Source organism: Sphingorhabdus contaminans (assembly GCF_007280415.1).
GTDB lineage: Bacteria > Pseudomonadota > Alphaproteobacteria > Sphingomonadales > Sphingomonadaceae > Sphingorhabdus_B > Sphingorhabdus_B contaminans.
In genome coordinates this window covers 1355893-1380782 of record NZ_VKKU01000002.1, presented here as the reverse complement: position 1 = coordinate 1380782, position 24890 = coordinate 1355893, and the positions used below count along the sequence as shown (strand labels likewise).

At 54.8% G+C, this 24890-nt stretch carries 21 protein-coding genes and 1 pseudogene; 14 read left to right on the top strand and 8 right to left on the bottom strand.

Going from position 1 to position 24890, the window contains the following annotated elements; translation table 11 throughout:
• Positions 1-4: 4 nt before the first annotated feature.
• From FOM92_RS14885 to FOM92_RS14875, 3 genes are read left to right on the top strand one after another with little or no spacing between them, the layout of a single operon-like run.
• Positions 5-487: a DUF3617 domain-containing protein gene (locus FOM92_RS14885; RefSeq protein WP_143777596.1), complete on the top strand. Its 483-nt coding sequence runs from the start codon at positions 5-7 to the stop codon at positions 485-487.
• A gap of 6 nt (positions 488-493) precedes the next feature.
• Positions 494-1468 carry a hypothetical protein gene (locus tag FOM92_RS14880; protein WP_143777595.1) on the top strand — a complete coding sequence of 325 codons (975 nt, stop codon included), beginning with the start codon at positions 494-496 and terminating at the stop codon, positions 1466-1468.
• Positions 1465-1920, top strand: a complete 456-nt coding sequence (locus FOM92_RS14875) for a hypothetical protein (RefSeq protein WP_143777594.1) — start codon at positions 1465-1467, stop codon at positions 1918-1920. The genes FOM92_RS14880 and FOM92_RS14875 overlap by 4 nt, the downstream gene beginning before the upstream one ends.
• A 152-nt stretch (positions 1921-2072) precedes the next feature.
• Here the strand turns inward: FOM92_RS14875 and FOM92_RS14870 are convergent, their stop codons facing one another.
• The 5 genes from FOM92_RS14870 to FOM92_RS14850 form a co-directional block, all read right to left on the bottom strand.
• Complete coding sequence (locus FOM92_RS14870) at positions 2073-2507, bottom strand: Imm63 family immunity protein (RefSeq protein WP_143777593.1); 435 nt, start codon at positions 2505-2507, stop codon at positions 2073-2075.
• Entirely contained in the window at positions 2504-2992 is a 489-nt protein-coding gene (locus FOM92_RS14865; RefSeq protein ID WP_143777592.1) for a PCRF domain-containing protein, read from the bottom strand. Before FOM92_RS14865 ends, FOM92_RS14870 begins: the two co-directional genes overlap by 4 nt.
• A complete protein-coding gene (locus FOM92_RS14860) occupies positions 2965-3975 on the bottom strand; it encodes a DUF1176 domain-containing protein (RefSeq protein WP_170226914.1) in 1011 nt (336 codons plus the stop codon). The genes FOM92_RS14865 and FOM92_RS14860 overlap by 28 nt, the downstream gene beginning before the upstream one ends.
• A gap of 494 nt (positions 3976-4469) precedes the next feature.
• Positions 4470-4892: a DUF4345 domain-containing protein gene (locus tag FOM92_RS14855; RefSeq protein WP_143777590.1), complete on the bottom strand. Its 423-nt coding sequence runs from the start codon at positions 4890-4892 to the stop codon at positions 4470-4472.
• A gap of 5 nt (positions 4893-4897) precedes the next feature.
• Entirely contained in the window at positions 4898-5722 is an 825-nt protein-coding gene (locus FOM92_RS14850; protein ID WP_143777589.1) for an SDR family oxidoreductase, read from the bottom strand.
• 161 nt (positions 5723-5883) lie between these two features.
• On the opposite strand from FOM92_RS14850, the gene FOM92_RS14845 reads away from it, so the two are divergent.
• From FOM92_RS14845 to FOM92_RS14810, 8 genes are all read left to right on the top strand, one after another.
• Positions 5884-6675: a crotonase/enoyl-CoA hydratase family protein gene (locus FOM92_RS14845; protein WP_211347416.1), complete on the top strand. Its 792-nt coding sequence runs from the start codon at positions 5884-5886 to the stop codon at positions 6673-6675.
• Positions 6676-6808: 133 nt separating this feature from the next.
• Positions 6809-7897: a CaiB/BaiF CoA transferase family protein gene (locus FOM92_RS14840; RefSeq protein WP_143777587.1), complete on the top strand. Its 1089-nt coding sequence runs from the start codon at positions 6809-6811 to the stop codon at positions 7895-7897.
• A gap of 13 nt (positions 7898-7910) precedes the next feature.
• A complete protein-coding gene (locus tag FOM92_RS14835; RefSeq protein ID WP_143777586.1) occupies positions 7911-9467 on the top strand; it encodes a class I adenylate-forming enzyme family protein in 1557 nt (518 codons plus the stop codon).
• Positions 9468-9566: 99 nt separating this feature from the next.
• Positions 9567-10445 (top strand): fatty acid desaturase, encoded by an 879-nt coding sequence (locus FOM92_RS14830; protein ID WP_143777585.1) that lies wholly within the window; start codon positions 9567-9569, stop codon positions 10443-10445.
• An 80-nt stretch (positions 10446-10525) separates the two neighbouring features.
• Entirely contained in the window at positions 10526-13255 is a 2730-nt protein-coding gene (locus FOM92_RS14825) for a winged helix-turn-helix domain-containing protein (RefSeq protein ID WP_143777584.1), read from the top strand.
• A gap of 151 nt (positions 13256-13406) precedes the next feature.
• The gene (locus tag FOM92_RS14820; protein ID WP_170226913.1) at positions 13407-14345 is read left to right on the top strand and encodes an NmrA family NAD(P)-binding protein; all 939 of its coding nucleotides are present in this window, start codon (positions 13407-13409) and stop codon (positions 14343-14345) included.
• A gap of 14 nt (positions 14346-14359) precedes the next feature.
• On the top strand, positions 14360-16624 hold the full coding sequence (locus FOM92_RS14815) for a TonB-dependent receptor (RefSeq protein WP_170226912.1): 2265 nt from the start codon (positions 14360-14362) through the stop codon (positions 16622-16624).
• A 102-nt stretch (positions 16625-16726) separates the two neighbouring features.
• Positions 16727-18952 carry a molybdopterin-dependent oxidoreductase gene (locus FOM92_RS14810; RefSeq protein WP_211347415.1) on the top strand — a complete coding sequence of 742 codons (2226 nt, stop codon included), beginning with the start codon at positions 16727-16729 and terminating at the stop codon, positions 18950-18952.
• An 89-nt stretch (positions 18953-19041) separates the two neighbouring features.
• On the opposite strand, the gene FOM92_RS14805 is transcribed toward FOM92_RS14810, so the two are convergent.
• From FOM92_RS14805 to FOM92_RS16260, 3 genes and pseudogenes are all read right to left on the bottom strand, one after another.
• A complete protein-coding gene (locus FOM92_RS14805) occupies positions 19042-20451 on the bottom strand; it encodes an aldehyde dehydrogenase family protein (protein ID WP_143777580.1) in 1410 nt (469 codons plus the stop codon).
• 13 nt (positions 20452-20464) lie between these two features.
• On the bottom strand, positions 20465-21121 hold the full coding sequence (locus FOM92_RS16155) for a zinc-binding dehydrogenase (RefSeq protein ID WP_246087368.1): 657 nt from the start codon (positions 21119-21121) through the stop codon (positions 20465-20467).
• A gap of 42 nt (positions 21122-21163) precedes the next feature.
• Positions 21164-21442: pseudogene (locus FOM92_RS16260) on the bottom strand (alcohol dehydrogenase catalytic domain-containing protein); the annotation flags it as partial.
• 290 nt (positions 21443-21732) lie between these two features.
• Between FOM92_RS16260 and FOM92_RS14795 the strand changes: the two are divergent.
• The 3 genes from FOM92_RS14795 to FOM92_RS14785 are packed head-to-tail and all read left to right on the top strand — an operon-like array spanning position 21733 to position 24845.
• Positions 21733-22860, top strand: coding sequence for an acyl-CoA dehydrogenase family protein (locus FOM92_RS14795; RefSeq protein WP_143777578.1), 1128 nt, complete (start codon positions 21733-21735; stop codon positions 22858-22860).
• A 29-nt stretch (positions 22861-22889) separates the two neighbouring features.
• Positions 22890-23654 carry an SDR family NAD(P)-dependent oxidoreductase gene (locus FOM92_RS14790; protein WP_143777577.1) on the top strand — a complete coding sequence of 255 codons (765 nt, stop codon included), beginning with the start codon at positions 22890-22892 and terminating at the stop codon, positions 23652-23654.
• A 24-nt stretch (positions 23655-23678) separates the two neighbouring features.
• A complete protein-coding gene (locus FOM92_RS14785; protein ID WP_143777576.1) occupies positions 23679-24845 on the top strand; it encodes an acetyl-CoA C-acetyltransferase in 1167 nt (388 codons plus the stop codon).
• Positions 24846-24890: the final 45 nt, after the last annotated feature.

Sequence of the window (24890 nt, the reverse complement as noted above, 5' to 3'; positions counted from 1 at the left end):
CCAAATGAAATTTGCACTTACCCTACTGCCCGCATTCGCGTTGCTTTCCGCCTGTGGCACTGCCGACGGTGAACTAACGCCGGGCAACTGGAAAAATACAATGACCATGACCGAATTCGAAATTCCTGGCGCTCCGATTGCTATGGCACAGCAGGCCAAAGCGGTTCTGAACAAACCACAATCGAGCGAAGCCTGCATCAGCCCTGCGCAGGCCAAGGCGGGCGTACGTGACTTTTCCAGTTCAATGCAGCAGGGCGACTGCAAGATGGAAGACTTCAAACAGGGCGGTGGCAAGATGTCGGGCACGATGGTCTGCACCGGGGTTAGCGGTCTCGGAGCGCCGAAGATGAAGATGGACGGCTCCTACACCACGGACAAGGTCGAAATGAAGCTGTCGGGGGAAGTAACGGACACCAAGATCCCGGGCGGCAAGGCCAATATTGCCATGACGCTCACCAGCGAGCGGATCGGCGACTGCAAAAGCTGAACGCTCGTGTTGACGTTGCATTATATTCCTGAAGATGAATGGCATGGCGAGCTTCGCGTTGAAGCCCGCCATGCCGGCTTTTCAGCGCATGCGAGCGCTTGGTTTGGCACGGATACACTCAAAAAATTTGCCGACCCATTGCGGAACTTTCTGCCCTCTTTGGAACAGCCCATAAAACTGGAAGGTGGCTATTTTTCGGACAGCACAACCAGCAGCAGACCCGTAGAAACGCATGTTGGCATCACGATTGCCCAGCGGGGCGACAAGGGGCGCTATTGGGCAGATATTTCGCTTACGGAACCCGATGAAAACATCCTTCACCATTCCGCTCAGCTGCGTTTCCATGTAGAACCTTATGCTTTATTGCGGTTTGCGGACCAGATCGAAGCTATGCTGTTGGCGGGGGGTAGCGCCGGGCTGCCAGCGTCCGAACACGGTGTCAGCCAACCAGGTACGCTGATCGCCCGCCAAAAGATCCGGCGTCCCTTGTCGCCCTTGTTCGTCGAGCTGCGCGAAAGCTGCAGGGTACTGATCGACCGAATGGAGCAGACCTCGTCGCCAGTACTTCCCTCAAAAGAAAAACAGATGGTGACAGAGGAATGGGAGCGTTTTGAGCCGGGCTTGATCATCGCTACTATTGACTGGGAGCAAGCGCGTTTCATTTTTAACTGGGCCGTCGATGACGAGTATCCCGTGCGTGCGGCCCGATCCCCAGACTATATTCTGGAGCTTTGGTCTCTCAAACGCGCGGCGCAAGATCAATCTCATCCACGCGCATGGTTCGAAAGCCAAGCCCTCTATCTGTTATCGGCCATGCAGGACCATCTTGGCGCATTTTACCGTGACGGCTCGACTGACGACATCCCGTACAACCGCCACCTGATGTATGCGCAAGGTATGGCCGATAGTGCCGCCTGCATTTGGGTAGGCGATGTCATCTTTCGCTACGACGACCAACATCAGGCGGACTTCAACTCATGATCTGGCGAAAAGCCCGTGAAAGCGACCCGCATGAAAATGTGCTGGTATGCACCGAAACGCATTTCACCGGCATTGCACCCTATATTCGCCAATTGGTCGAGCATATGGAAGCCAACTGGGTGGCCCAGGGCTTTTGCAAAGAAGAGGCCGTGTTCATCGACGTCAATGCCACCAACGGACATTTGATGTGCACTTGGGACAAAAAGGGAGGCGGCGCTTGCTTCTACGATGAGAATTGGCCGGTCTATTATCTTGAACTCAAGTTATTGTGGCAAGAGTCACTCGACCATGAAGAAGGTGCCCAGCATTTCGATAATCAGGTTTACATCGCTCTGTGTTTTTTGGTCAGTCAACTTTGCGGCGAAGCGGAAGACGCAGGCGTTCAAGAGAAATATGAATTTTACGCGCTGTTTGAAGGCCGCACCCATGGCGCGCAGCGGGTGGTGGTGTGACGTCCAGGGTCTTTATCGATACCAGCATCCAGGACTTTGAAAATGACCCAGCTGGCGCGTTTGCCTGCATGGATTAAGTCTGCAGCTAATCGTGAACATTTGAGCAAGGCGATCAAAAATATGCGCGCAAGAGCGGCATCGGCGGACCTGGCCTAAAGCCGATCCACATATGGATGTTCGGCCAACGTAGCTGAAATTTGCGCTTCCAAGCGCACTCGCCACTTTGAATCGAGCCGGGCAAACAGCTCACGCTGCTTGGCATGTACAACACGTCGAAAATCGGGGCCTTCAATGCGGTTTGCAAATTCATGGGCGCACCCGATGGAGAACGCCGTTTGCACAAGGAACCAGAATAGAAGTTCATCTGCATCCTTTGTGCTTCGTCGCCCGTTTTCCTGACCACGCTCATAAGAAACCCAGTGATAGCCATCGGCATCAATTAAAAGCAACTGCCCCTCATCGCCGTCAAAAGACCGGTAGGCGTCACTAATACGGGGTTCTCCAACCAACTGGCTCAAAAGCTCGGAATGCCGCACCGCAATGACATCATGGTCGAGCAAAGGAGTTGACTGCATTTCCCGGGTCATGCAATCCCCGAGAAGTCGCCAGCGAAAACGATATCCGGATCAATGTCCAACTTGCCTCGTCGTGCGTCTATGATGGCCCGATAGGGATCAAGGATGTACCGGCGGCGCTCTTCCCCCCAATCGGCCATTTCCAGAGGCAACGGCAAATTGTTGCAACCGGATACCCGCACGCCTGCGCAACTCATATGGCGGCGTTGCGGGGAAGCATTTGGAGGTACACGGATCAAAGTATGCGTACCCTGATGCATAGAGGCGAACTGATCGCCGTCGACACAATATATTCCGAGTTTTGCCGATTTTAGCCCGCCGCCAAAAACCGGAGCCCGTTCCATTACGTCATGTATGAGCCCTGTTTTCTCCGCGTAAGCCGAGAACATTCCTAAAAGTGCATGCACAAGTAAATGGCCTTCTTCCCCGCCGATAATGTAACCAATATCGATTATGACGGGTTGTTCGATCACCGGTCCACCACGTCGACTTTCCACGTGCGGATGCGATCAAAAGCCATGCGGCATTCGGGCATTACCAACTGTTCGCTGAGCATGAACTTGGTGCCACTCCAGATATAGCGGTCCACCCGCCCACAATCGCCAATACCGCGATGTCGGGTAAATCCTTCCAGAACGCGTTTGTTGTCATCCCAGGCAACATTGACCAGCACATTGCTCGGCCCATCACCGGTGATGCCATTATCATAGTCGAATGTGGCGGGGCGCACTTCGCCAAAGCCGTTGATGATCAGGATATTGCTGTAAAGATTATATGCGCCATTACCGCACCTCCGGGGCATGATTGCCATACTGTTATCCGAATCCAGCCGAACGATTTGATGGGTTGCAGGTGCATCAATGTCCGTGGTGCATTGGTCGTTAGCTCTAAGACCAGCTATCGCGGTAGCACTAAGCATGGCAGGAGGCCGGAGAGATTTGGCAGGCCGGGTGAGTGAGACGCTATACCCCGGCAAATCGTCAAATGGCACGCGCTTGCCAGGACGCACTAACGCGCTCGGCGTTCCAACCTTGCCCTGTTGCTCGTCGACACGCAGCAGCGACGCCGTCAAACCCGATAAGGAAGCCCGCGCGACCGTCTTGCCTTCCACGTCAAGAAGGAGGGCCCACTTTCCTTTAAGCATTTGTCCGATCAGCTTGCGCGCTGCCGCTCCTTCGATTTTGATCAGCTGGTCAACCGGCGTCGGAATCTTGACTTCATTCTGATCAACAAAAAGCCGCAAGTGAGGGTGCGGAGCTACCGAAAATGGAAGCTTAACCACCACAGACGGTCCGAGATGCCGCGCGAGCGGCTGCTCAATCATAATTTCCAGATGGTCGGTGCGCCCGTCCGTTCCGGATGGTTCAACTTCCAGTGCCACAGCCGCACAGTTGCGCACATTATCGCAACCGGTGACCCAATCCTTATACGTCACTGTTTCCTCCGGACGCGGACCGGAATAGAGCGAAATGCTGGCCACACTCTCCATAAGGATTAGAAAGGACGGTGAAAGCACGAGCGTCTCCTTGACGCACATTTCTTGCAGATGTTGATCTCTGCATAAATCCCCCCATTAAGGGGGACATTCGAACAACATGCGCCTCATGCCTCAAGTAATCTCGGGTTAAGTGCCGGTATTAGATCAAGCAAAGCTGCCAACAAGCTGAACTGACCGGCGCAGCCCCGCTGCGTTCACCAGTGCGCGCAAAGTTCGCAAACCGTAAAAAAACGAAAGCCTTAGCAATAATGGCGGTGATAGCAGTCAGACCCGAACCTCTCTCCGATTGTATTTCCCTGTAATGCAGGGAATTTATAGGGAATTGTACAAATTTAGGGAGGCTTAACAGCATTTCCTGCCCTCGCAGCCCAGCTCTTCTGCGGATTAGCCGGTCAAGTTCCCTAAACATCAGAGCAGGGAATAAATTTCAAGGAGCAGCGAAATCCACGAACACAGCGGGTATTTTATTCTGTTAGCTATTTGCGCTCGCCAACAAGTGTCATTTTACGCAACATCGCCCAAGCCAGCGGCACCACCGCCAGTTCAATCACCAACGCAAAGGTGATGAAAGTGGACCCTATGCCGCTGGTCGGATAACCGACCTGCAACAGCGACATTGCCCTCCCTATTCCGCCAAGCACCACTATCACGAAGCAAAGCTGCAGAATACCACCGAAACGATGCATATCCCGGAGGCAAACCAATTGGATTGCTCCTAGGCCGAACCAGACCGCTCCAAGGAAACGGACCTGACTGTCGAGAATCGGGTCGATTGGAGCGGCGGCCGCAGCCCCCACACCTATGTTGGCCTGCCCGGCCACCCCCACGATTACGTCCATCGCGCCAGTCAGTAGAGCAATCAGCGAGAGCAAGATGGTGGCAATCTTAATGAACTTCATCTGATTTACCCCTTTGAGACATCCATTGCATCGCCGATTGCCTGGTTAAACACGTGCGAGCCCGTCAGGTTCTGCCCACCATCAACAGCGATCCGCGCGCCGGAAACATAGGATGCCAGAGGTGTAGCAAGGAATGCCGCCACATTAGCGACATCATCCAATTTACCCATGCGACCGAGTGGAGTCATTTTCTTCCAGATCACTTCGGCATCGGCCCCGCCCATCCGGTTCATGCCTTCTGTTCCTTCTACCGGCCCCGGCACGATGCTGTTTGCTCTAATTCCGTACCGTCCCCATTCCAGCGCCAGATTGGCCATCAAATTGTCGATTCCAGCCTTGGCCGCGCCGACATGAGCTTGATAGGCGAATGGAACGTAAGACTGTCCGCCCGAGACAAACAGCAACGCGCCACGCGTCAGCCGCAACTGTTCGAAGCATGCATGAGCGGCATGGAAGGCGCCAAGCAGGTCGATCTCTACAACAGTCCGGAAGCCATTTGGAGAAATCGCCTCGGCCGGTGCGACGAAGTTGCCCGCCGCCCCGCAAACGGCAAAATTTATTGGACCCAACACTTCACCGCAGGCCGAAACTGCGTCCTGAACAGCCCCTGCATCGCGAACGTCAGCGACCGCCGTAAAGACCTTTGCCCCTACCCTTTCAAGTTCCTGGCGACCAGTTTCGAGACGCTCGGCTGTGCGCCCACAGATACCGACGTTCGCACCAAGCCGAGCAAGCGCTTTACCTATGGCAAGATTTATTCCGCTGCCTCCACCAGTGATGAAGGCCACCTGACCGCGTAAAGTTTCTGGATTGATAAAGTCGGTGATCATTCCCTGAAAGTATCCTTCGAATTTTGGATGCCATGTAATGGAGGAACTGACAGTTCCGCCCCATACTTTTGGATGGCCACCACAGTGCCTTCAGCGCTCAAAAGTTTCTGGTGGCAATAAGAGGGAAATTGCCGCCACGCACTATGTTCAGGAGCAGGAAGGTGTCCGATCGGGTTGAGCTGGTTGTTGCAGAGCAGGTCGCCGAAGTGCGCCTCAATCGGCCAGACAAATTGAATGCGTTGGACTTTCCGACATTCGATCTGCTGATTGAAGTGGGGCAATTGCTCTCAGAAATGCCGGGTTTGCGGGCAATCATTCTTAGCGGGAACGGACGCAGCTTTTCGGTTGGGATCGACCTTGCGGCACTTGCCCATGACGGAGCAAGCGCGCTTTCAGATCTGTCTGCTCGCACACATGGGGAAGCGAACCGGTTTCAGAAGGTCGCACTGCAATGGCGCGATTTGCCGGTACCAGTTATTGCGGCGATCCAGGGACATGCCTTGGGCGGTGGAATGCAACTGGCTTTAGGAGCTGATATTCGCATCGTCGCACCTGATGCCCAATTGTCTGTCCGGGAGATCGTCTGGGGACTTATCCCCGATATGGCTGGTACTGTGTTGCTGCGACAACTGGTCCGCGCAGACGTGATGCGCGACTTATTGTATTCGGGAAGGATCGTAACGGGCGAAGAAGCCCTCGAAATTGGCCTCGCGACTAGACTGGCCGATGATCCGCTGGCCACTGCCCGCGAGTTGGCGCGAGAGATTGCCGCCTACAGCCCCGATGCGGTCCGGTCGGCGAAGCGTTTAGCAAATTTGGGATCCGCCGGAACATCGGATCCCAATTTGCTGCTGGCCGAGGCGGCTGAGCAGCAGGCTTTGCTTGAATCATACAACCACAGCGAGGCGCTGAAAGCGAGCATGGAAAAGCGCGCGCCCATATATCGCGATTGAAAGCATGAGAGCCTTTAAACCGGCATCGCCTCCGCTACTGTTGCAGGACCTTTAGGATGCATTTCCTTGACGATATAATTGGTCAACGCGGCTGTCTTCTTCTTTGTACGTTTCGCATCGCACGATACGCCAGATGACAGGTGGCCCCCTTGCAGGCCTTAGGGTCCTTGAATTTGTAAGCATTGGTCCTGGGCCACATTGCGCTATGCTGCTTGCAGACTTAGGCGCGGATGTGCTGCGCATTGACCGGCCGGGAGGCAATGGTTGGCCCAATCCTATCGCAGATCGCGGTCGGGCTATATTGCCTCTGGATATTCGCTCGGAAGCCGGTCGAGCGAAGAGTCTCGATCTGATAAGCCAGGCTGATGTTCTGATCGAAGGGAATCGTCCTGGTGTTATGGAGCGGTTAGGCCTTGGTCCCGCGGAGGCCTGTGCGGTTAACCAGAGACTGGTTTATGCACGAATGACCGGATGGGGTCAGGACGGGCCGCTGGCAAAAACTGCTGGCCATGATATCAATTATATTGCGGTGACCGGCGCACTGGCCGGAATCGGGAAGCCGGGTGAACCTGCCACCATTCCTCTTAACTTGGTCGGTGACTTTGGCGGCGGTTCGTTGTTTCTGGCTTTTGGAATCATGTCGGCGCTGTGGGAGCGGGAGAGGTCCGGGATAGGCCAAGTGGTAGATGCGGCAATCGTTGATGGTGTGGCATCAATGATGAGCATGTTTGCAGGGCTTTATCCAGCCAATCGAATCTCCATCGATAGGCAATCGAACATATTGAGCGGCGCGGCTCCCTTTTATCGTTGCTATCTTTGCAAAGACGGAAGGGAAATATCGGTCGGCGCACTCGAACCACAATTCTACGCAGAGCTGCTGGCAGCCGTTGGAGCACCTGCCAATTGGATTGAAGATCAATATGACAAATCCAACTGGCCGGATCGGTCGGCCTGGTTTGCTGCACAGTTTCTGGGGCAAACAAGAGCTGAATGGACGGAGATATTTGAAGGAACTGATGCATGCTTCGCCCCAGTCTATGATCTAAGGGAGGCGGGGCTTCACCCTCACATGAAGTGGCGGGGCACCTATGTGGAGCGCGAGGGTTTCGCCCATCATCTTCCGGCGCCAAGGTTTTCACGTACACAAGCTTCGATACCGGAAAACATGGATGCAGACGCAATGATGGCGGCGTGGGCATCTGACCGACATCAACAGAAATAGGGAGGCTCGGATAATGCAGTTTACACAAGGCTTGGAAAGAGCCGTGCAACAACATCCGGATATGACGGCGACAATATGCGGTTCGCGTAGCCAGACTTTTGCTCAACTTTCCGCCAGGACCAAACAGCTTGCCGGAGCATTCGCCGCACGGGGATTATCAAAGGGCTCCCGCCTTGCGGTGCTCGCACTCAACTGCGATTATTATCTTGAAGTCTATCTGGCGACTTCGTGGGCCGGAGGCATCATAGTGCCCGTCAACTTCCGCTGGAGCCCTAGCGAGATAGCTTATTCGCTGAATGATGCGGCATGCCAGGCGATCGTGGTTGATCAGCACCATATCGCGCTCATACCTACACTGCGACAGCAATGCCCGGATCTGAAACATATTTTCCTGATGGGTGGGTCCGAAGATTCGGGAGATATTCTGGGCCTTGATGCGCTGATTCATGCTTCGGAACCATTGCCAAATGCAGGTGCAGGCGGCAACGACCTGCTGGGCATATTCTACACCGGCGGTACCACCGGGCGGCCCAAAGGTGTGATGCTGAGCCATGCCAATCTGTGTTCCTCCGGCCTGTCGATGCTGGCCGAGGGCGTATTCAACGAAGGTGGAGTCGGCCTGCATGTGGCACCGATGTTCCACCTCGCCGACATGCTGATGACCATGTGCCTGGTGCTGCGTGGCTGCACGCATGTCATGCTCCCTGCCTTCAGCCCTGATGCTGTGCTCGATCATGTCGCGCGGCATCGGGTGACCGACACGCTGGTTGTTCCAGCCATGCTTCAGGCCATCACCGACCATCCTTCAATTAGCGATTTCAACACTTCAAGCCTGTGCAACATCCTCTACGGAGCATCACCCGCATCCGAAACGCTGCTGCGGCGAACCATGGCTGCCTTTCCCGGAGTTCGCCTGACCCAAGGCTATGGCATGACCGAGAGCGCTGCCTTTATCTGCGCATTGCCCTGGCACCAGCATGTCGTGGCCGAAGGTGGCCCGAACCGGCTGCGCGCTGCGGGGCGATCGACCTTCGATGTCCATCTCAGGATTGTGGATTCCGACGACCGTGAAGTTCCCCGCGGCGAGGTTGGCGAAATCATCGTCAAGGGGCCGAACGTGATGCAAGGCTATTACAACATGCCCGATGCGACCGCAGAGACCTTGCGTGGCGGATGGCTGCATACCGGCGATATGGCCTGGATGGATGAGGAAGGGTATGTGTACATCGTCGACAGAGCCAAGGACATGATCATATCGGGAGGCGAAAACATTTATTCTGCTGAAGTCGAAAATGCCGTCGCCAGCCACCCAGCAGTGGCAGCCAATGCTGTCATCGGTATCCCTCATGAGCAGATGGGCGAAACCGTGCATGTCGCCGTCGTACTGAGGCCGGGGTGTACGCTCGAACTGGACGCTTTGCAGAGCCATTGTCGAACCCTGGTTGCCGGCTACAAGGTGCCGCGCAGCATGGAAATCATGCCCGGCCTGCCACTATCCGGCGCCGGAAAGATCCTGAAGACCCAATTGCGCGAGCCCTTCTGGAAGGGGCTGGACAGGGCTGTTAGCTAGGCGTTGCTCGCTGAAAATTCCAACAAGCCAAACTTTTGTCGAGGCGCTGATGTCCGCAGACAGGCATTGTGCAGGAAACGCTCGATCCAGGAGAGTCTGATGTCAACATCGCCGCAGAGTGCAAATGCAGAGTTCAATGCATTACGGTCGTGCCCCAAGGTGGCATGGCCGACGGTGGCGCTATTCGTTGTGTGCACCAGCATTATCGGCGGTGTGTGGTATGCCGCGATAGTTCACGGATTTTCGCTCTGGCTTGGCGCACTCTTAAATGGAGTCACGGCCTACTATTTGTTTAGTGTCGTTCATGATTCCTCACATAATGCTGTCAGCAAGACGAAATGGATAAATGAACTGCTGGGTCGGATCGGTCTGGTTTATTTCGCACCACTCGCGCCAATGGACGTGGCCCGATACATCCATATGGCGCATCACAAATATGCGAACGACCCTGATCGCGATCCTGATGGTTATGCGCACAAGCTGGACATCTGGTTTCCGCTCCGCTGGCTGAATTTCGACTATTACTACACCAAATGGTTCTTCCAGAAGGGCGGCGATTTTGCGCGTCGCAAATACCCGGCTCTGTTTGCCTATGTCGCTTTTATCCTCGCGAGTTGTGCGCTGATCATCTGGCTGGGCTATGGGATGGAACTGCTGATGCTCTGGTTCATTCCAACCCGGATCAGCTCGTTCCTGTTTGTCCTAGTGTTCAGCTTCCTGACCCATCAGCCGTTCGAAACCTATGCTAAGGAAGACGAGTATAAGGCGACCGCGTTGCGTATCGGCGGGGAATGGATTTTGTCCCCTCTGATGGCCAATCACAATTACCACCTAATCCATCATCTTTACCCGACCGCACCCTTCTATAATTACATCAAAATAATGAAGCTACGCGGTGATGAAATATTGGCAAAGGAACCACTTATGCCTCCAACGTTCGGGCTGTCGCCACGAAAGAATGTGCTCACTGAGCATTAAACTGCGAACATGACTACCCATACAAAAGTATGGGTAGTCGCAAAGATTGACGCTATATCCGGACCGAACAGGATCGGAATTTGAAGCGTACAACAGCTCCCTTGAACTACCCGAGAGGCAAAACGGCACCGCCGGTATCAGGCAACGACTTGATCCGCAGGGATGCTTTACTCGACAAGCTCTTGGCCGATGTACAGTCGAAGGAGTTGACCCTAGCGGTGGCGCCAGCCGGTTACGGCAAGACTGTCCTTCTTACGTCGCTTTACGAGGCTCTTTGTTCGTCCCAAAAGACAGTATTCTGGTACAATTGCGATCGCACAGATGTCGTTCCCCGCAAAGTGGCCGCATTTTTGCTTGAAGCGAGTGGCGCAGCCGGCGGACTTGCGGAAGATGATAACCTCGGCCTTGAAGCCAGCGCTGCCTCTTTCGCGGGCCTCATTGACGCAGAGCTTGAGCAACATAAGGCTCACATTACGGTCATCATTGAAAACTATCATCTTGCGCAATCGCAAGAAAGTGACGCCTTGATCGAAGCCTTGCTTTTAACGGAATCGCCCTATCTGCACCTCGTCATATCTTCGCGCGTCAAACCGGGATTTGCGACCCGTAAACTCATTCTTGCCGGTCGAGTAGCTGAACTGCGGGTTCGGGATCTGGCATTCAACAAAAACGAACTTTCCGCGCTTGCCAGGTCGGTTATTCCTCATGACGGCAGCGTCGATCTCGCAGGCGTTCTGGAGCGGACAGAAGGATGGCCTGTAGCCATTCGCCTTTTCCTTCTCGCTCTAAAAGAAGGAGCCGATACCAAGCGGCTGCTGGAGGAAATATCATCGCGCGATGCCGATGTGGCCGAATATCTCTCCGAAGAAGTCCTGCGAGGCCAGCCACCCGAAGTCCGGGATTTTCTCGTAGCCACCTGCTTTCTGGAACAGTTCAACCTTTCCTTGTGCGAAGCAGTAGCTCCAAGCGCTGACGCCGCTCACATGATCGATCAAGTACAGCGCAACAATCTATTTATCGTCAAGCTGGAAAGCGACAGCGGCTGGTATCGTTATCATCCGATTTTCCGTCAATATCTTCTCACACAATTCGACCTCCTTCCCAGACAAGAGCAGGCCGAGATGCGCCGGGCGGCTGGCTACTGGTATGAAGCCAACGCGCATTTGGCAGAAGCCATCGACATGGCCCTGCTTTCGGGCGACGCAGATCGGGCACGATCTTTGCTCGCCAAACTGGCGCCGGAACTTGTCTCGGTACGCGGCGATCTTGCGACCTTCTTACAGCTATTGTCGCGTTTTCCGAAGGGCATGATCGATAATGATTCAACACTGCTCTACTGGCAGGCATGGGCCATGTTCTTCGCCCGTCGCTACCGGGAGGCGGCGGCGTTGGTGGCAAGCCTGCATCGAAATGTGCAAATTGGTAATGCAACGCAGATCGACGAAGGCCTGCGCAACCAAATCGGTCTGCTGGATACCCTATCGGCAACCTTTATGGATGACATGGTCTCTGCGCGTCGTGCCGCAAGCGACTGGCTGAGCAACAATCAGAATGTTAATCCGTTTGATCGCGCTACCGTCGCCTGCAGCCTCGTGCTGTCCTCGCTGGCCTTTTTAGATTTATCAGGCGCAAGGCGCGCTTTCGACCTTGCGCAACGGGCGATTGCGGACAGTGACAGCACATATGGCACGGCCTGGGTCTGCGGCATCGGGATGACAATGGATTTAGTCGCAGGAGAACCGCAGCAGGCTCTTGCACGGCTTGAAGCATTGGGAACCGGTTGGTCTGAAACACCCAAAGCGCCCAGCAATATTTCATCCACTTTGGCATTGCTCGGGGCAGCCGCCCACTATCATCTGGGAGAAATAGAAAGCGCGCATGCCCTGGTCAGCGAAAACGTCCATATGCTTGCCGAACATGGAGTCAGCGAAACGGCGGCTTTTGGCTTGGCAGCCTGTCTGCGGGTAACCGCGTTTAAGAATAGAGCTTCGGACGCACTAACGCTGGCTCGTAAGATGGAGTCCGGACTAGCGAAAGCTTATGCGCCGCGCCTTGCTTTCACTTTGCGATATGAACGGGTGTTGTTGCTTTTTCGGGCGGGTCGAAACGAGGAAGCAATAGAGGAAGCATCGAGTATCACTGATGTACAGCCGCTTGGTGAAAGGCGACAGGATGAGGGGGAGGCGGACTTGCCCAGTGTCAAGGAACTCCGTCAAATCGTATCGGCACGTGTAGCGATTGCAGACCAAACCTGGAATGAGGCTCTTCGAATATTGACGGGGCTGATCGGAACAGCGCGACATGGTGGGCGCAATTTACGGCTGCTCCAGGCTCTCATTCTTAAAGCCGCAGTCCATTATAATCAGGGCGATAGCGTAAAGGCCGTGCGTGCCTTTCTCGATGCGGTAGCAGTCGCATGCGAACGCGGGCTTACTCAAATATTCATCGATGATGCTCAACTCTCTCGTCCGCTTGTAGCCGCTGCAATGGCGGGATTTGAGCACGGATCGTCGCCTCAGGGCAAAGAAGTCGATTTCCTGCATATATTGCAGGAGCGCCTCGGCCTAGAAAGCCAGATAGCAAAACCTGACGACGAATTGCAAACCCCACTGGAGCCCTTGACGGCGCGGGAGAAGTTGATGGTAGAGCTGCTACTTGCAGGTCTGCGCAACCGTGAAATTGCGGGACGACTCTCAATGTCCGAGGCAACTGTGAAATGGCATCTTTACAATGTCTACAGCAAGTTAGGCGTAAACAATCGCACCGCCGCTATACACCGAGCACGCAGCTTGGGCCTCGTACCCGTATAAACTGATTTTTCCAGAGCAGATTAGGAAACTCGCCTAGAAACCAAACTTTCGGTTGGGAAGGTTCCGCCGCTCACGATGCATTAGGCACATTCAGGATAGGATGTGCGAGGCTGTAATGGCAGCAGTGAGGGGTAGTGATAGGAAGCCGCCATTGGCGCGGATTGCGGTCTTTGGGTCGAATGGCCACATTGGTCGGCCGCTCGCCGCGTGGGTGAAGGCAAATTCACCCTCAACTATTCTGCGGCTGATCATACGCAACGAGGATCGACGCGCGAATTTGGCAGCGACCTTTCCCGGGGCTGAAATCTTCATCGCTAACTATTATGACCTGACTTCGCTCGAGGCTGCGCTGTCCGAGGTTGAAGGCGCTTTCATTGTGACGCCTGACTTTCTCGACGAAGAGCGCGCGATGACGAATTTCATCTACGCGGCAAGAACCAACCCAGGTTTGCGTCATGTGGTGCGGTTGATTGCGGATCCTCCCGGCATGACCCTTGATCGGGTTCCCGACAGTTTGAAAGCGTTGGGCGGGGGCACCGCAGTTCAACATTTGCGGGCCAAGGCGATCCTCGAACAGAGCGGACTGCCAATCACATTTATCAACATCGCTGCATATTTTATGCAGAACTTCCTCACCCCATTTTTCAATGGTCCAATTCAGGCTGAGCGCGTCCTTTCGGTGCCGCGCAACCGGCGCATGGGGTTCATTGATACGCATGACATTGGCGCGTGCGCTGCGGCAATCCTGCTGTCCGACAATCCTCGGCACGTCGGCCAGACTTATCATCTTGACAACGGGCATGATGTCTTGCGGTTCGACGAGGTTGCTTTGTTGATGTCTGACATTTTCAACGAGACAATCGCATATGACGGGACCGACGAAACGTTTCTGCGCATCTGCGGCGAAGGTGTGAAAGCCTATATCGGCCGCCCAGACGCCGATGAGTATTTCATCAACTATTTCCAGTTCGAGCAGGACAATGAAACAGTTTGGCGCAAGTCGGACATCGTCGAATTCCTTACCGGAAAACCAGCAAAAACCCTCCGACAATGGCTGTCGGAGAACAAACAAAACATTCTCGGCCAATAATGAGGGAGATTTACATGCGCCGTATCAAAACCCGCCTGACACTATGCGCAGGCGTCGCAGCACTTTTAACCGTTCCTGCCTATGCGCAGGAAGCACAAACGGGTGAAGAGGAAGCTGGGATCGGCGACATCGTCGTGACAGCACAACGCCGCTCGGAAAGATCGCAGGAAACGCCGCTCGCAATTACAGCAATCGGGGGCGATGATCTGCAATCAAAGGGTGTCTTTGAAACGGCCGATCTCAGTGCGGTCGTGCCAAATATGCAGATCATCTCGCCTTATGGACGAGCCCAGCCGAATATTTCGCTTCGTGGTATTTCGGTTGCGAATGAATATAATGCCAACCAGGCATCACCGATCGGGGTTTACATCGACGATGCGTACATGGCTTCACGAACCAGTCACGGCATGCAACTGTACGATCTGGAACGGGTCGAGGTGCTGCGCGGGCCGCAAGGAACATTATACGGCCGGAACACTACCGGCGGTGCCGTGAATTTTATCACCATGCGGCCGCAACTCGATGGAACGTCGGGCTTCGTCGAACTGGGATATGGGAAATTCAACCGTGTCGAAGCATCGGGTGCGCTTGATGCAACCTTGATCCCGGACAAAGTCGGAATTCGCATTGCTGGCAATTACATCAAGTCGGATGGGATGGTCGACAACCTCTTCCCGGGCGGCAAGGATCTACAATCCGAAAACAGTCTAGGTGTGCGCGTAAGCCTGCTGGCTAAACCAAGCGAAGATTTCACACTCTTCGCGAAATTCTACCATGGCAAGGATAAGCCTCGGCAGGTCGGCAACCACTTCATTGGCGCAACACCTACGGGCGTCAGTCCTCTGACCGGTTATGGACGCGGATCGCTCGGTTTTTACGAGGTAGAAGCCAATGATCCCGGTATATTCGAATTTGATGGGACCGGTGGTCTACTCAACCTAAGCTACAACAGTGGTGATTGGACACTAACAAGTATCACGTCTTACGACAGCGGCGGTCGCACATTGAAACATGACGCCGACAACGCCCCCATGGATATATTGCAGATTTACTGGAACGACGAGTTCAAGCAGTTCAATCAGGAAGTACGGGTCAATTACGACGCGGATGGGATAAAAGCGATCCTCGGCGGCTATTATGGCTGGGACCGGGTAGATGTTTACAACCAATTCCAGTTCCTGTTCTTCCTTGATGGAATAGTGCCGTTCGCGTTGCCATTCCCGGCAGCGACCAGCGGATTTGGCGTGGACAGCCGCTATCGCCAAACCCGCGAGTCCAAGGCAATTTTCGGCCAGGTGGAATACGAGCTGACCGACAAACTCACCGCGTCACTGGGGCTTCGATATACATGGGATAGCCTCAATTATTCCCGGGGAAATGCCAACATCATTGACTATAATTTGACGCCTGTGTTCAACACAATCCCGGCACCCGGTCCGTTCAACCCGGCTGTGTTCCTTGATCGATCAGATGATTTTAAAGCCTTGTCCGGCAAAATCGGTCTCGATTACAAGGTTTCGGACGATGTATTGTTTTATACAAGCTACTCGCGCGGTTATCGGGCGGGCGCTATAAATGGCGGTGGTTATCTCTCTCCAACACAGATTGACTTTGTCGCTCCTGAAAAGGTCAACGCATATGAAGTAGGCCTCAAGTCCGATTTGCTGGACCGTCGCCTCCGCCTGAACCTCGCAGGCTTCTATTATGACTATAAAAACCAGCAGTTGCAGGAGGTTATCGGAGCGGTTGCTTTGCTCCGCAGTGCACCGAAGGCCAAGATCCTGGGTTTTGAGGCAGAAATGACTGCCCTGCTATCGGATAACTTCAAGATCAATTCGACATTGGGCATTCTCAGTACGAAGTATAAGGGTCTGATGCTGTCTGGCATAAACTTGGATGGCAACCGGCTGCCGTTTGCGCCGAAACTGACCTGGAGTGGGGGAGCAGATTGGACCATAGCCGAAACAGGCGTTGGAAAAGTCGTGGTCAATGGCAATTTCAGCTATGCCAGTCAGCAATGGTTTTCACCGTTTAACGAAAAACCGTCATATATCGGCGACGCAATCACCAATGTGCGGCAACAACAGGACGGCTATTGGCTTGTTAACGGCCAGCTCCGTCTCGATGGCGACACATTCTATGGCTCGCTTTGGGCAAAGAATATCTTCAATAAGGGTTACCACGTGTACGGCCTCGATCTGCGTGCAGCCTTTGCCTATGACTATCTCGCGCTTGGCAGCCCGCGTACGTTCGGAGCGACCGTCGGCGTGAAGTTCTGATGATGGGGATGCTATTCCCTTCGGATAGCACATGAAAATTCGGTCGGCTGATCCGGTGCAAAGCACCAGATCACCGACCTTTTCTGCTTGGGAGACAGAGCTTTGAATAACCGGAAAATTACCAGGCTATGCCCCTTCTGCGAGGCATGCTGTGGTCTGGTCGTCGAAGTCAATTCTGCCAGCCGGCAAGTAATCTCGATCAAGGGCGACAAGGATAATCCGTTCAGCAAAGGCTTCCTCTGCCCCAAATCGCAAGGGTTACGGTTGCTTGAAGACGATCCGGACCGACTGCGTCGCCCGCTGGTCCGGAGAGGTAAGGACTTTGTCGAAACAGATATCGACAGTGCGCTCGACGAAGCGGCGACCGCGATCCGCAAAACTCGGGAAAAGTGCGGAAACGATGCGCTCGGGCTCTACATTGGCAATCCAGTCGCCCATAATTTAGGGCTTGTAATCTACGGCGGAATTTTTGCGCTGACTCTGCCAAGCCGGAATATGGGCACCGCCGGATCGATTGACCACATCGCCAAGGTTGTTTCCTCGACGGAACTGTTCGGCTCCGAAGCACTGATCCCCGTCCCTGACATCGATAGAACCGACTACCTGCTCGTTATCGGGGCAAATCCAATGGTTTCAAATGGTAGTCTGGTTACGGCGCCAGGATGGCCCCGACGGCTTGAAGCTTTACGCGCGCGAGGGGGTAAACTGGTCGTTATCGATCCACGCCGTTCGGAAACAGCAGAAGTGGCGGACAGCCATATCGCGATACAACCGGGAAGCGATGTGTTTCTTTTGTTGGCGCTTGTGAACGTACTTTACGCGGAAAATCTCGTTTCTATTGGCACTCTGGCTGACATTACAAAGGGCGTCGATGACTTGAGAAATCTCGTCGCGCCTTTTTCACCCGCATCTGTCGCTGAAAAAACGGGAGTAGATGCTGAAGTAATTCACAGGCTCGCACGTGAAATTGCAAAGGCGAAATCAGCAGTAGCCTACGGACGCATCGGCACAACAGCCCAGAAATTCGGCACCCTCACTTCCTGGCTTATCGATGTAGTCAACATCCTGACCGGCAACCTCGATCGGGAGGGCGGAGCTATGTTCCCGCTCCCGGTAACTCCGGCACTGATCTATAACCAGACCTATGTGGATGGCATCGCACCCAACAATCGCTGGCGGACAAGGGTCAAGGGATTGCCTGAAGTATCGGGCTTCAGTCCCGTTGCGACCCTTCCAGACGAGATACTGACTCCCGGCGAAGGACAAATTCGCGCAATGCTCACATTGTGTGGCAACCCGGTTCGGTCCAGCCCCAATTCTGCTCGCTACGCAGAAGCCTTGGCGAGCCTCGATTTCATGGCTAGCATCGACCTCTATCTCAACGAGACGACGCGCTTTGCCAATGTAATCCTGCCGCCGTCCGGACATCTCGAACAGGTTCATTACCCACCGTTCAGCCCGCCCTATATGGTGCGTTCTTACGCCAAATGGGACGGCGCCGCATTTCCTGAAGAGACACCGGGAGATGGCGAACTGCTGTTGCGGTTGAATGCACGGATACTAGGTATCGAGCCGGCTGCCCTTGAAGAACAGGCGCTGAAGGGGATGATCGCACAAACACTTGCGGCCGACGCCGAACTGGCAGAGCAGATAAGCCCTGCGGATTGTTTTAACGCAGTCGCAGTTCACCAAGGACCTGCGCGCTTTATCGATTTGTTGATCCGCTGCGGCCCCTTTGGCGATCGCTTCGGAGCGCGCGCCGACGGGTTGACGCTTACCCGACTGCAAGAAATGCCACACGGCATAGATTTGGGACCTATGATCCCGAGGCTTCGCGAAACAATTACCACGACCGACCGGTTCATCCAGCTTGTTCCGCCCTTGATGAAACAAGGTCTGGCATCCCTAAGAGACGAATTGACGCGTCAAGTCAGCGACTCGACACTTCTGCTCGTGGGGCGCCGGCATTTGCGATCGAACAACAGTTGGATGCACAATATCGGGGCCTTGGCCAAAGGCCCGGATCGCAGCTTCCTCGAAATCCATCCCGACGATGCGCGCGACCGTCAGATATTCGATGGAGCGACAGTTCTCATTAGGTCAAGAAAAGGGCAAATTCAGGTAACTGCGCGAATTACGGACCGCATAAAACAGGGCGTCATTACGCTCCCTCACGGTCACGATCATGGCGACGATAGCACCCGCATGTCGGTTGCGGCCAAAATGCCCGGAGCAAATTTTAATGCGCTCACCGATGAGGATGAGTGGGATAGCCTGTCGGGCATTGCGGTACTAACCGGCATTCCGGTTGAGGTGGCCCTGCAGTGAATGGCAGATCGCTCAATCGGAAGATATAATGGCAGAGAGGTGGAGAACCATTTGAAGGGTGGACATTTGGACCCACCTCTGCATCGAAGTTACCCCGCCACTACAAAGGTCTTTGGTTCTGTGTAAGCCATTAAACCTTCTACACCATTTTCAACGCCGACCCCGGACTGCTTACGACCGCCAAATGCCGCGAAGGGGGACAACGCAAGACCTTCGTTGATCCACACATTCCCGGTCTCCAACCGTTCGGCGATCCGCATGGCGGTGTCGGTGTCAGCGGACCATACCGTTCCGGCAAGCCCCATGTCGGTGTTGTTCGCTCTCGATATGGCATCCTCGACGTCGGTAAATCGAATGAGAGGTAAGATCGGGCCGAACTGCTCTTCACGGACGATGCGACTTTCCTCGGGTGGATTGTCAACCAGAGTCACCGGCACAAAAAAGCCGCCGTCCTGCGGTGCCTCTCCTCGCAACAGCCCGTAGCTATTTGCCTCGCAATCGGCGAGCAACCCTTTTACCCGATCATATTGCGGTTTATTCTGGATGGGGCCGAGCGCAACGCCTTGCTGGCTGCCGTCGCCCATCGGCACGGCTTTGGCAAGTTTCGCCATTTCATCGCGAAACGCATCATAAATATCGTCATGGACATAGGCCCGCTTGGTAGCCACGCAAACCTGACCGCTGTTGGTGAAGGCGGACCAGAACAGCTTCGCGGCGGTTTCTGGAACGTTGACATCCGGCATGACAATTGCGGCATCGTTGCCGCCCAGTTCCAATGTCAGCCGTTTTAGCGTCGGTGCCGCGCTTTCCATCACCCTGCGTCCGGTCGCGGTCGAACCGGTGAAACTGACTTTGTCGAAACCAGGGTGTGCCGTCATCATGGGTCCGAGCGTATCGCCTCCGGTGATGATGTTAATCACGCCTGCCGGAACGAAATCGCGGATCAGCTCGCCGATCCGAAGCACGGTCATCGGGGTGAACGGCGAAGGCTTCAAAACCAGCGTATTGCCCGCGAGCAAGGCCGGGGCGATTTTCCAGATCGACAGCACGACTGGGAAATTCCATGGCGAAATACCGGCTACTACTCCAATAGGCACATAGCGGGTGACCTGCCGGCGCCCGGGACCGGCCTCAACCTCGCGGTCAGGTAACGACAGAGTGGCGGTTGCCTGGCACCATTGCGCAGCCGCCATCACTTCAAACTGCGCTTGCTCTGCCGGCTTTCCCTGCTCGCGGGTCAGCATCTTGGCAAGCTTGGCTGCATTGGCAGCAATGGTTTCGCCAATCCGGTTCACAATCGCGGCCCGTTCCGCCCATGGCGTATCGCGCCAGCCTGGAAAGGCAGCGCGGGCCGCTGCAATTGCGGCTTCAAGCTCCGACGCGCCTGCATCCGGAACCGAAGCGAAGACCTCCCCCGAGGCGGGATTGACGACCTCAAGACGGTTTTGCGAGTCCGCCGCCTGGCCGTTGATTGTCATGCTGAGTGTATCGTGAGTCATGGTCTTGGTTCCTTTACGCGGGCAATTCGAGGATCGCCTTGACGCACTTGCCGGAATGGCTGTCAGCGATTGCTTCGTTGATCTGGTCGAACGGATAGATAGTTGAGAATTTTTCTATGGGTAGTTTGCCGGCGGCGTGCAATGCGATCAGTTCGGGCAGGAAAGTGTCAGGATCGCTATCCCCCTCGATAATGCCCTTGATCGTATAGCCATAGGTGATGGCGGGCACGATGGGCAGCGGCAGGACAGCATCGAGGCTGCCGGGAACGCCTACCAGGCCAAGCGCGCCATGCGGGGCCAACATGCCCAGAGCCGCTGATATCGCTCCCACATTGCCGCTTGTGTCGACGATGTTGTGGGCGCCTTGAGGCAGGATGGCCCTGACCTGTTCGGCCGTTTCGCCCGCTGCCGGATCGATGGCATGGTCTGCACCCAGATCCAGCGCGAGCTCCCGACGGGCTTGCTGCGGCTCGATCATGATGATCGATGCGCAGCCCGCAATCTTGCCACCGAGAACGGCGCTGAGGCCAACGGCACCACCGCCCACTATGACAAGACTGGAACCCGCTTGCGCATTCAAGGAGCGCAACACGGCGCCTACACCCGTTTGAACCCCGCACCCGAGCGGGGCAAGGGTGGTGAGTTCTGCTTCATCGGGCAAAACGATCACATTCCGCTCCTGAGCGATCGCGTGCGAAGCGAATGAAGATTGTCCAAAGAATCTTGCAGCGACCGGTCCTGAATGGTCATGCGCGCATGAGCTTCCGTCCGACCTAACACAGGCAAAGTTGAGCCCAACGAAATTGTCGCAATAGGCGGGGTCTCCGCTATGGCACTGGCTGCACTGCCCGCACGAATTGAAAGTCAGCAAAACCTTCTGGCCTGGCCGAACTTTAGTGACGCCATCTCCGACCTTCTCGACCACGCCGGCGCCTTCATGCCCGAGGATGAGTGGGAAAGGTGATCCCATTGCTCCTGAGGCAAAAACCATATCTGTATGACAGATGCCCACAGCATGAATTCTGACGAGAATTTCCCCTGCGCACGGCGCATCGAAGCGGATCGGCTCAATGGAATAGGGCTTGTTCGGTTCGCGCAGAACAGCGGCTGTGCCTTGCATTTCAACTCTCCCTAAAGTGTCGTTAGATTTCTTTTCCACTTCGACTGGCTATCGCTCCCATACTTTTGTCTTGGCCCGTCCATTGCCAAGGTATCTAGCACCCCAATCATATTGTTCGCCGTTTCGTGGAGCGGACAGAAGCAGACAGGGCGCGTACCTAAATGATTCTCACTGAAACACAGGTTGCAATCCGTGATGGCGTTCGCGCTTTTGCCCAAGACCAGATTCGTCCGAATTCGGCCCGCTACGAGCGCGAAGGCAAATATCCCGACAATCTCTTCGAACAGCTTGGTTCACTGGGCTTGTTCGGATTGATTGCACCGGCAGCCTATGGAGGTGCCGATGCCGACTATGTTTCTTACGCGCTATCGCTGATCGAACTGGCGGCTGCTGACGGAGCGCTTTCAACTATTGTTTCGATCCAGAACTCAATTCTTATTTCCGGCCTACTCAAAGATGGCACTGCAGAACAGAAACAGAGATTTTTGCCTGAGCTTATTTCGGGCCGAATGATCGGTGCGTTTGCACTAACAGAGAGTGATGCAGGGTCCGATGCCGCCGCAATTCGCACAAAAGCCAACCGTGTGGATGGAGGCTGGCGGCTGACCGGAGCCAAGCAGTTTATTACATCAGGGCAGATCGCGAAGTTAGTTATGGCCGTCGCTGTTACTGATCCGGCCGCAGGCCGCAAGGGCATGACAGCTTTTCTCATACCGACGGACCGGATAGGCTATGTTGTCGAAAAAGTTGAGCACAAATTGGGTCAGACAGCATCGGATACGTGCGCCTTGCGGTTCGACGATCTTTTTGTTGAAGATGATCTTGTACTTGGGGCACCAGGCGACGGATACCGGATCGCACTTGCCAATCTTGAAACGGGCCGCATCGGTATCGCGGCTCAAGCTGTTGGCATGGCTCAGTCCGCACTCGAGATTGCGATTTTATACGCCAAAGACAGGGTATCGATGGGGATTCCAATCATCGCACATCAGGCCGTGGGTTTCCGGCTAGCTGACCTTGCAACGCAGCTTGAGGCAGCGAGGCTTATGGTCCTCTCGGCGGCGGCTCTAAGAGATTCAGGGACACCGGCGCTGAAGGAAGCATCAATGGCAAAGCTTTTTGCATCCGAGATGGCCGAAGCTGTCGTATCCGGCGCGATCCAGACGCTTGGCGGTTATGGCTACCTTGAGGAATTTGGGCTTGCGAAGATCTACCGCGACGTGCGGGTTTGCCAAATTTACGAAGGCACTTCGGACATCCAACGCATGATTATCGCGCGCGCGCTGTAATCATATCGGGTTTTGGGAAAGGACAATTAATGCACGTAGAAGGAGTTGCGGCAATCGTTACCGGAGGCGCCTCCGGTCTTGGAGCTGCCACCGCCGAACGGCTCGCATCACGCGGCGCCAAGGTCACGCTTTTCGATCTAAATGCGGAACTTGGCACCTACTTTGCCAAAAAGATCGGGGCCCGTTTTGCCGCGGTCAACGTCACCGACGAATTGTCAGTGGCCAATGCGATTCTCGAAGCCGAAGAAGTGAATGGAAAAGCCCGGATCTTGGTCAATTGCGCGGGTATCGGCCCTCCGGCGAAAGTTATTGGCCGAGATGGCAATGCCGTTCCGTTGGGCGATTTTGCCAAAATAGTGAACATCAACCTGCTTGGAACCTTCAATGTCCTCGCGAAGTTCGCTGCACGCATCCACGAAGCAGACACCATTGGCGTCGAAGAACGCGGTGTCATCGTGAATACCGCATCGGTAGCCGCATTCGATGGCCAGATTGGGCAGGCCGCTTATGCGGCCTCAAAAGGTGGAATTGTGGGCATGACCTTGCCCATCGCTCGCGAATTTGCAAGATATGGGATACGCGTCATGACAATCGCGCCCGGGATTTTCTGGACGCCTCTGCTCGGGTCTTTGCCTCAAGAAGCACAGGATTCGCTCGGCAGGCAGGTGCCGTTCCCTTCACGCCTCGGCCATCCTGATGAATATGCGCTGATGGTCGAGAGCATTATCGCAAACCCTATGCTCAATGGGGAAACGATCCGCTTAGATGGTGCCATTCGCATGGCGCCCAAGTAACAATCCAAAGATTGGAGAACAAATATGGGAGCAGCCTATATCGTTGACGCCGTCCGCACAGCGGGCGGCAAGCGAAACGGAAAACTTGCCGAATGGCATCCTGCTGATCTCGCGGCCGAGGTGTTCAACGCCTTGCTGGGCCGCAACGCGTCGCTTGATCCGGATGCGATTGAAGACGTCATTCTTGGCTGCGTGATGCAAGCTGGTGAGCAATGTTTCGCATTTGCGCGCAATGCAATTTTAGCTTCACAATTACCCGCGACAACTCCGGGTGTTGCTATTGATCGTCAATGCGGTTCGTCGCAGCAATCCCTTCAATTTGCAGCGCAGGCGGTGATGTCGGGAACTCAGGATGTCGTGATTGCGGCCGGTGTCGAGAGCATGACCCGTGTGCCAATGTTCTCCAACTATACTCTGCATGAAAAAGAAGGGATCGGCACAGGACCATTAAGTCCAAGGGGTAAGGCGCGGTACAATCGAACCGCCCAATTCAGCCAGTTCGAGGGAGCAGAGCTTCTCGCGCAGAAGCACGGCTTAGAACGTGATACGCTTGATCGATTCGCACTCGAAAGCCATCGCAAGGCGTCTGCGGCTATTTTGTCCGGCGCATTCGGAAATGAAATCGTTCCGATCGACATTGGAGGTGAATGGCACACGGTGGATGAAGGTGTGCGATTTGATGCAACCTTGGAAGGTATCTCGTCCGTCAAGCTCTTACAAGAAGGAGGCGTGGTTTCCGCGGCCAATGCTAGCCAGGTTTGTGACGGAGCGAGCGGCGCCTTGGTCGTTAGCGAACACGCTCTTAATCGGTTCAATCTTACACCAATAGCCCGGATTCACAACATGACGGTGACCGCGGGTGATCCTGTAATCATGCTGGAAGAACCGATTACGGCAACACGCAAAGCCTTGCAGCGTGTAGGCATGACCATTGGGGATATAGATCTTTACGAAGTGAATGAAGCGTTTGCTCAAGTCCCTTTGGCTTGGCTTAAGGAAATCGGCGGAAACCCAGAGAAGCTCAATGTCAATGGCGGCGCTATCGCTCTGGGTCACCCGCTTGGTGCCTCAGGGACCAAGTTGATGGCAACACTAATCAATGCGCTTCGAGCGAGGGGCAAACGCTGGGGATTGCAGACAATGTGCGAAGCAGGCGGCGTCGCAAATGTAACCATTGTTGAAGCACTCTGACAGAGTTTGGTGTCGACATTTTCAGTCGATTCTCGGTGACGTCCT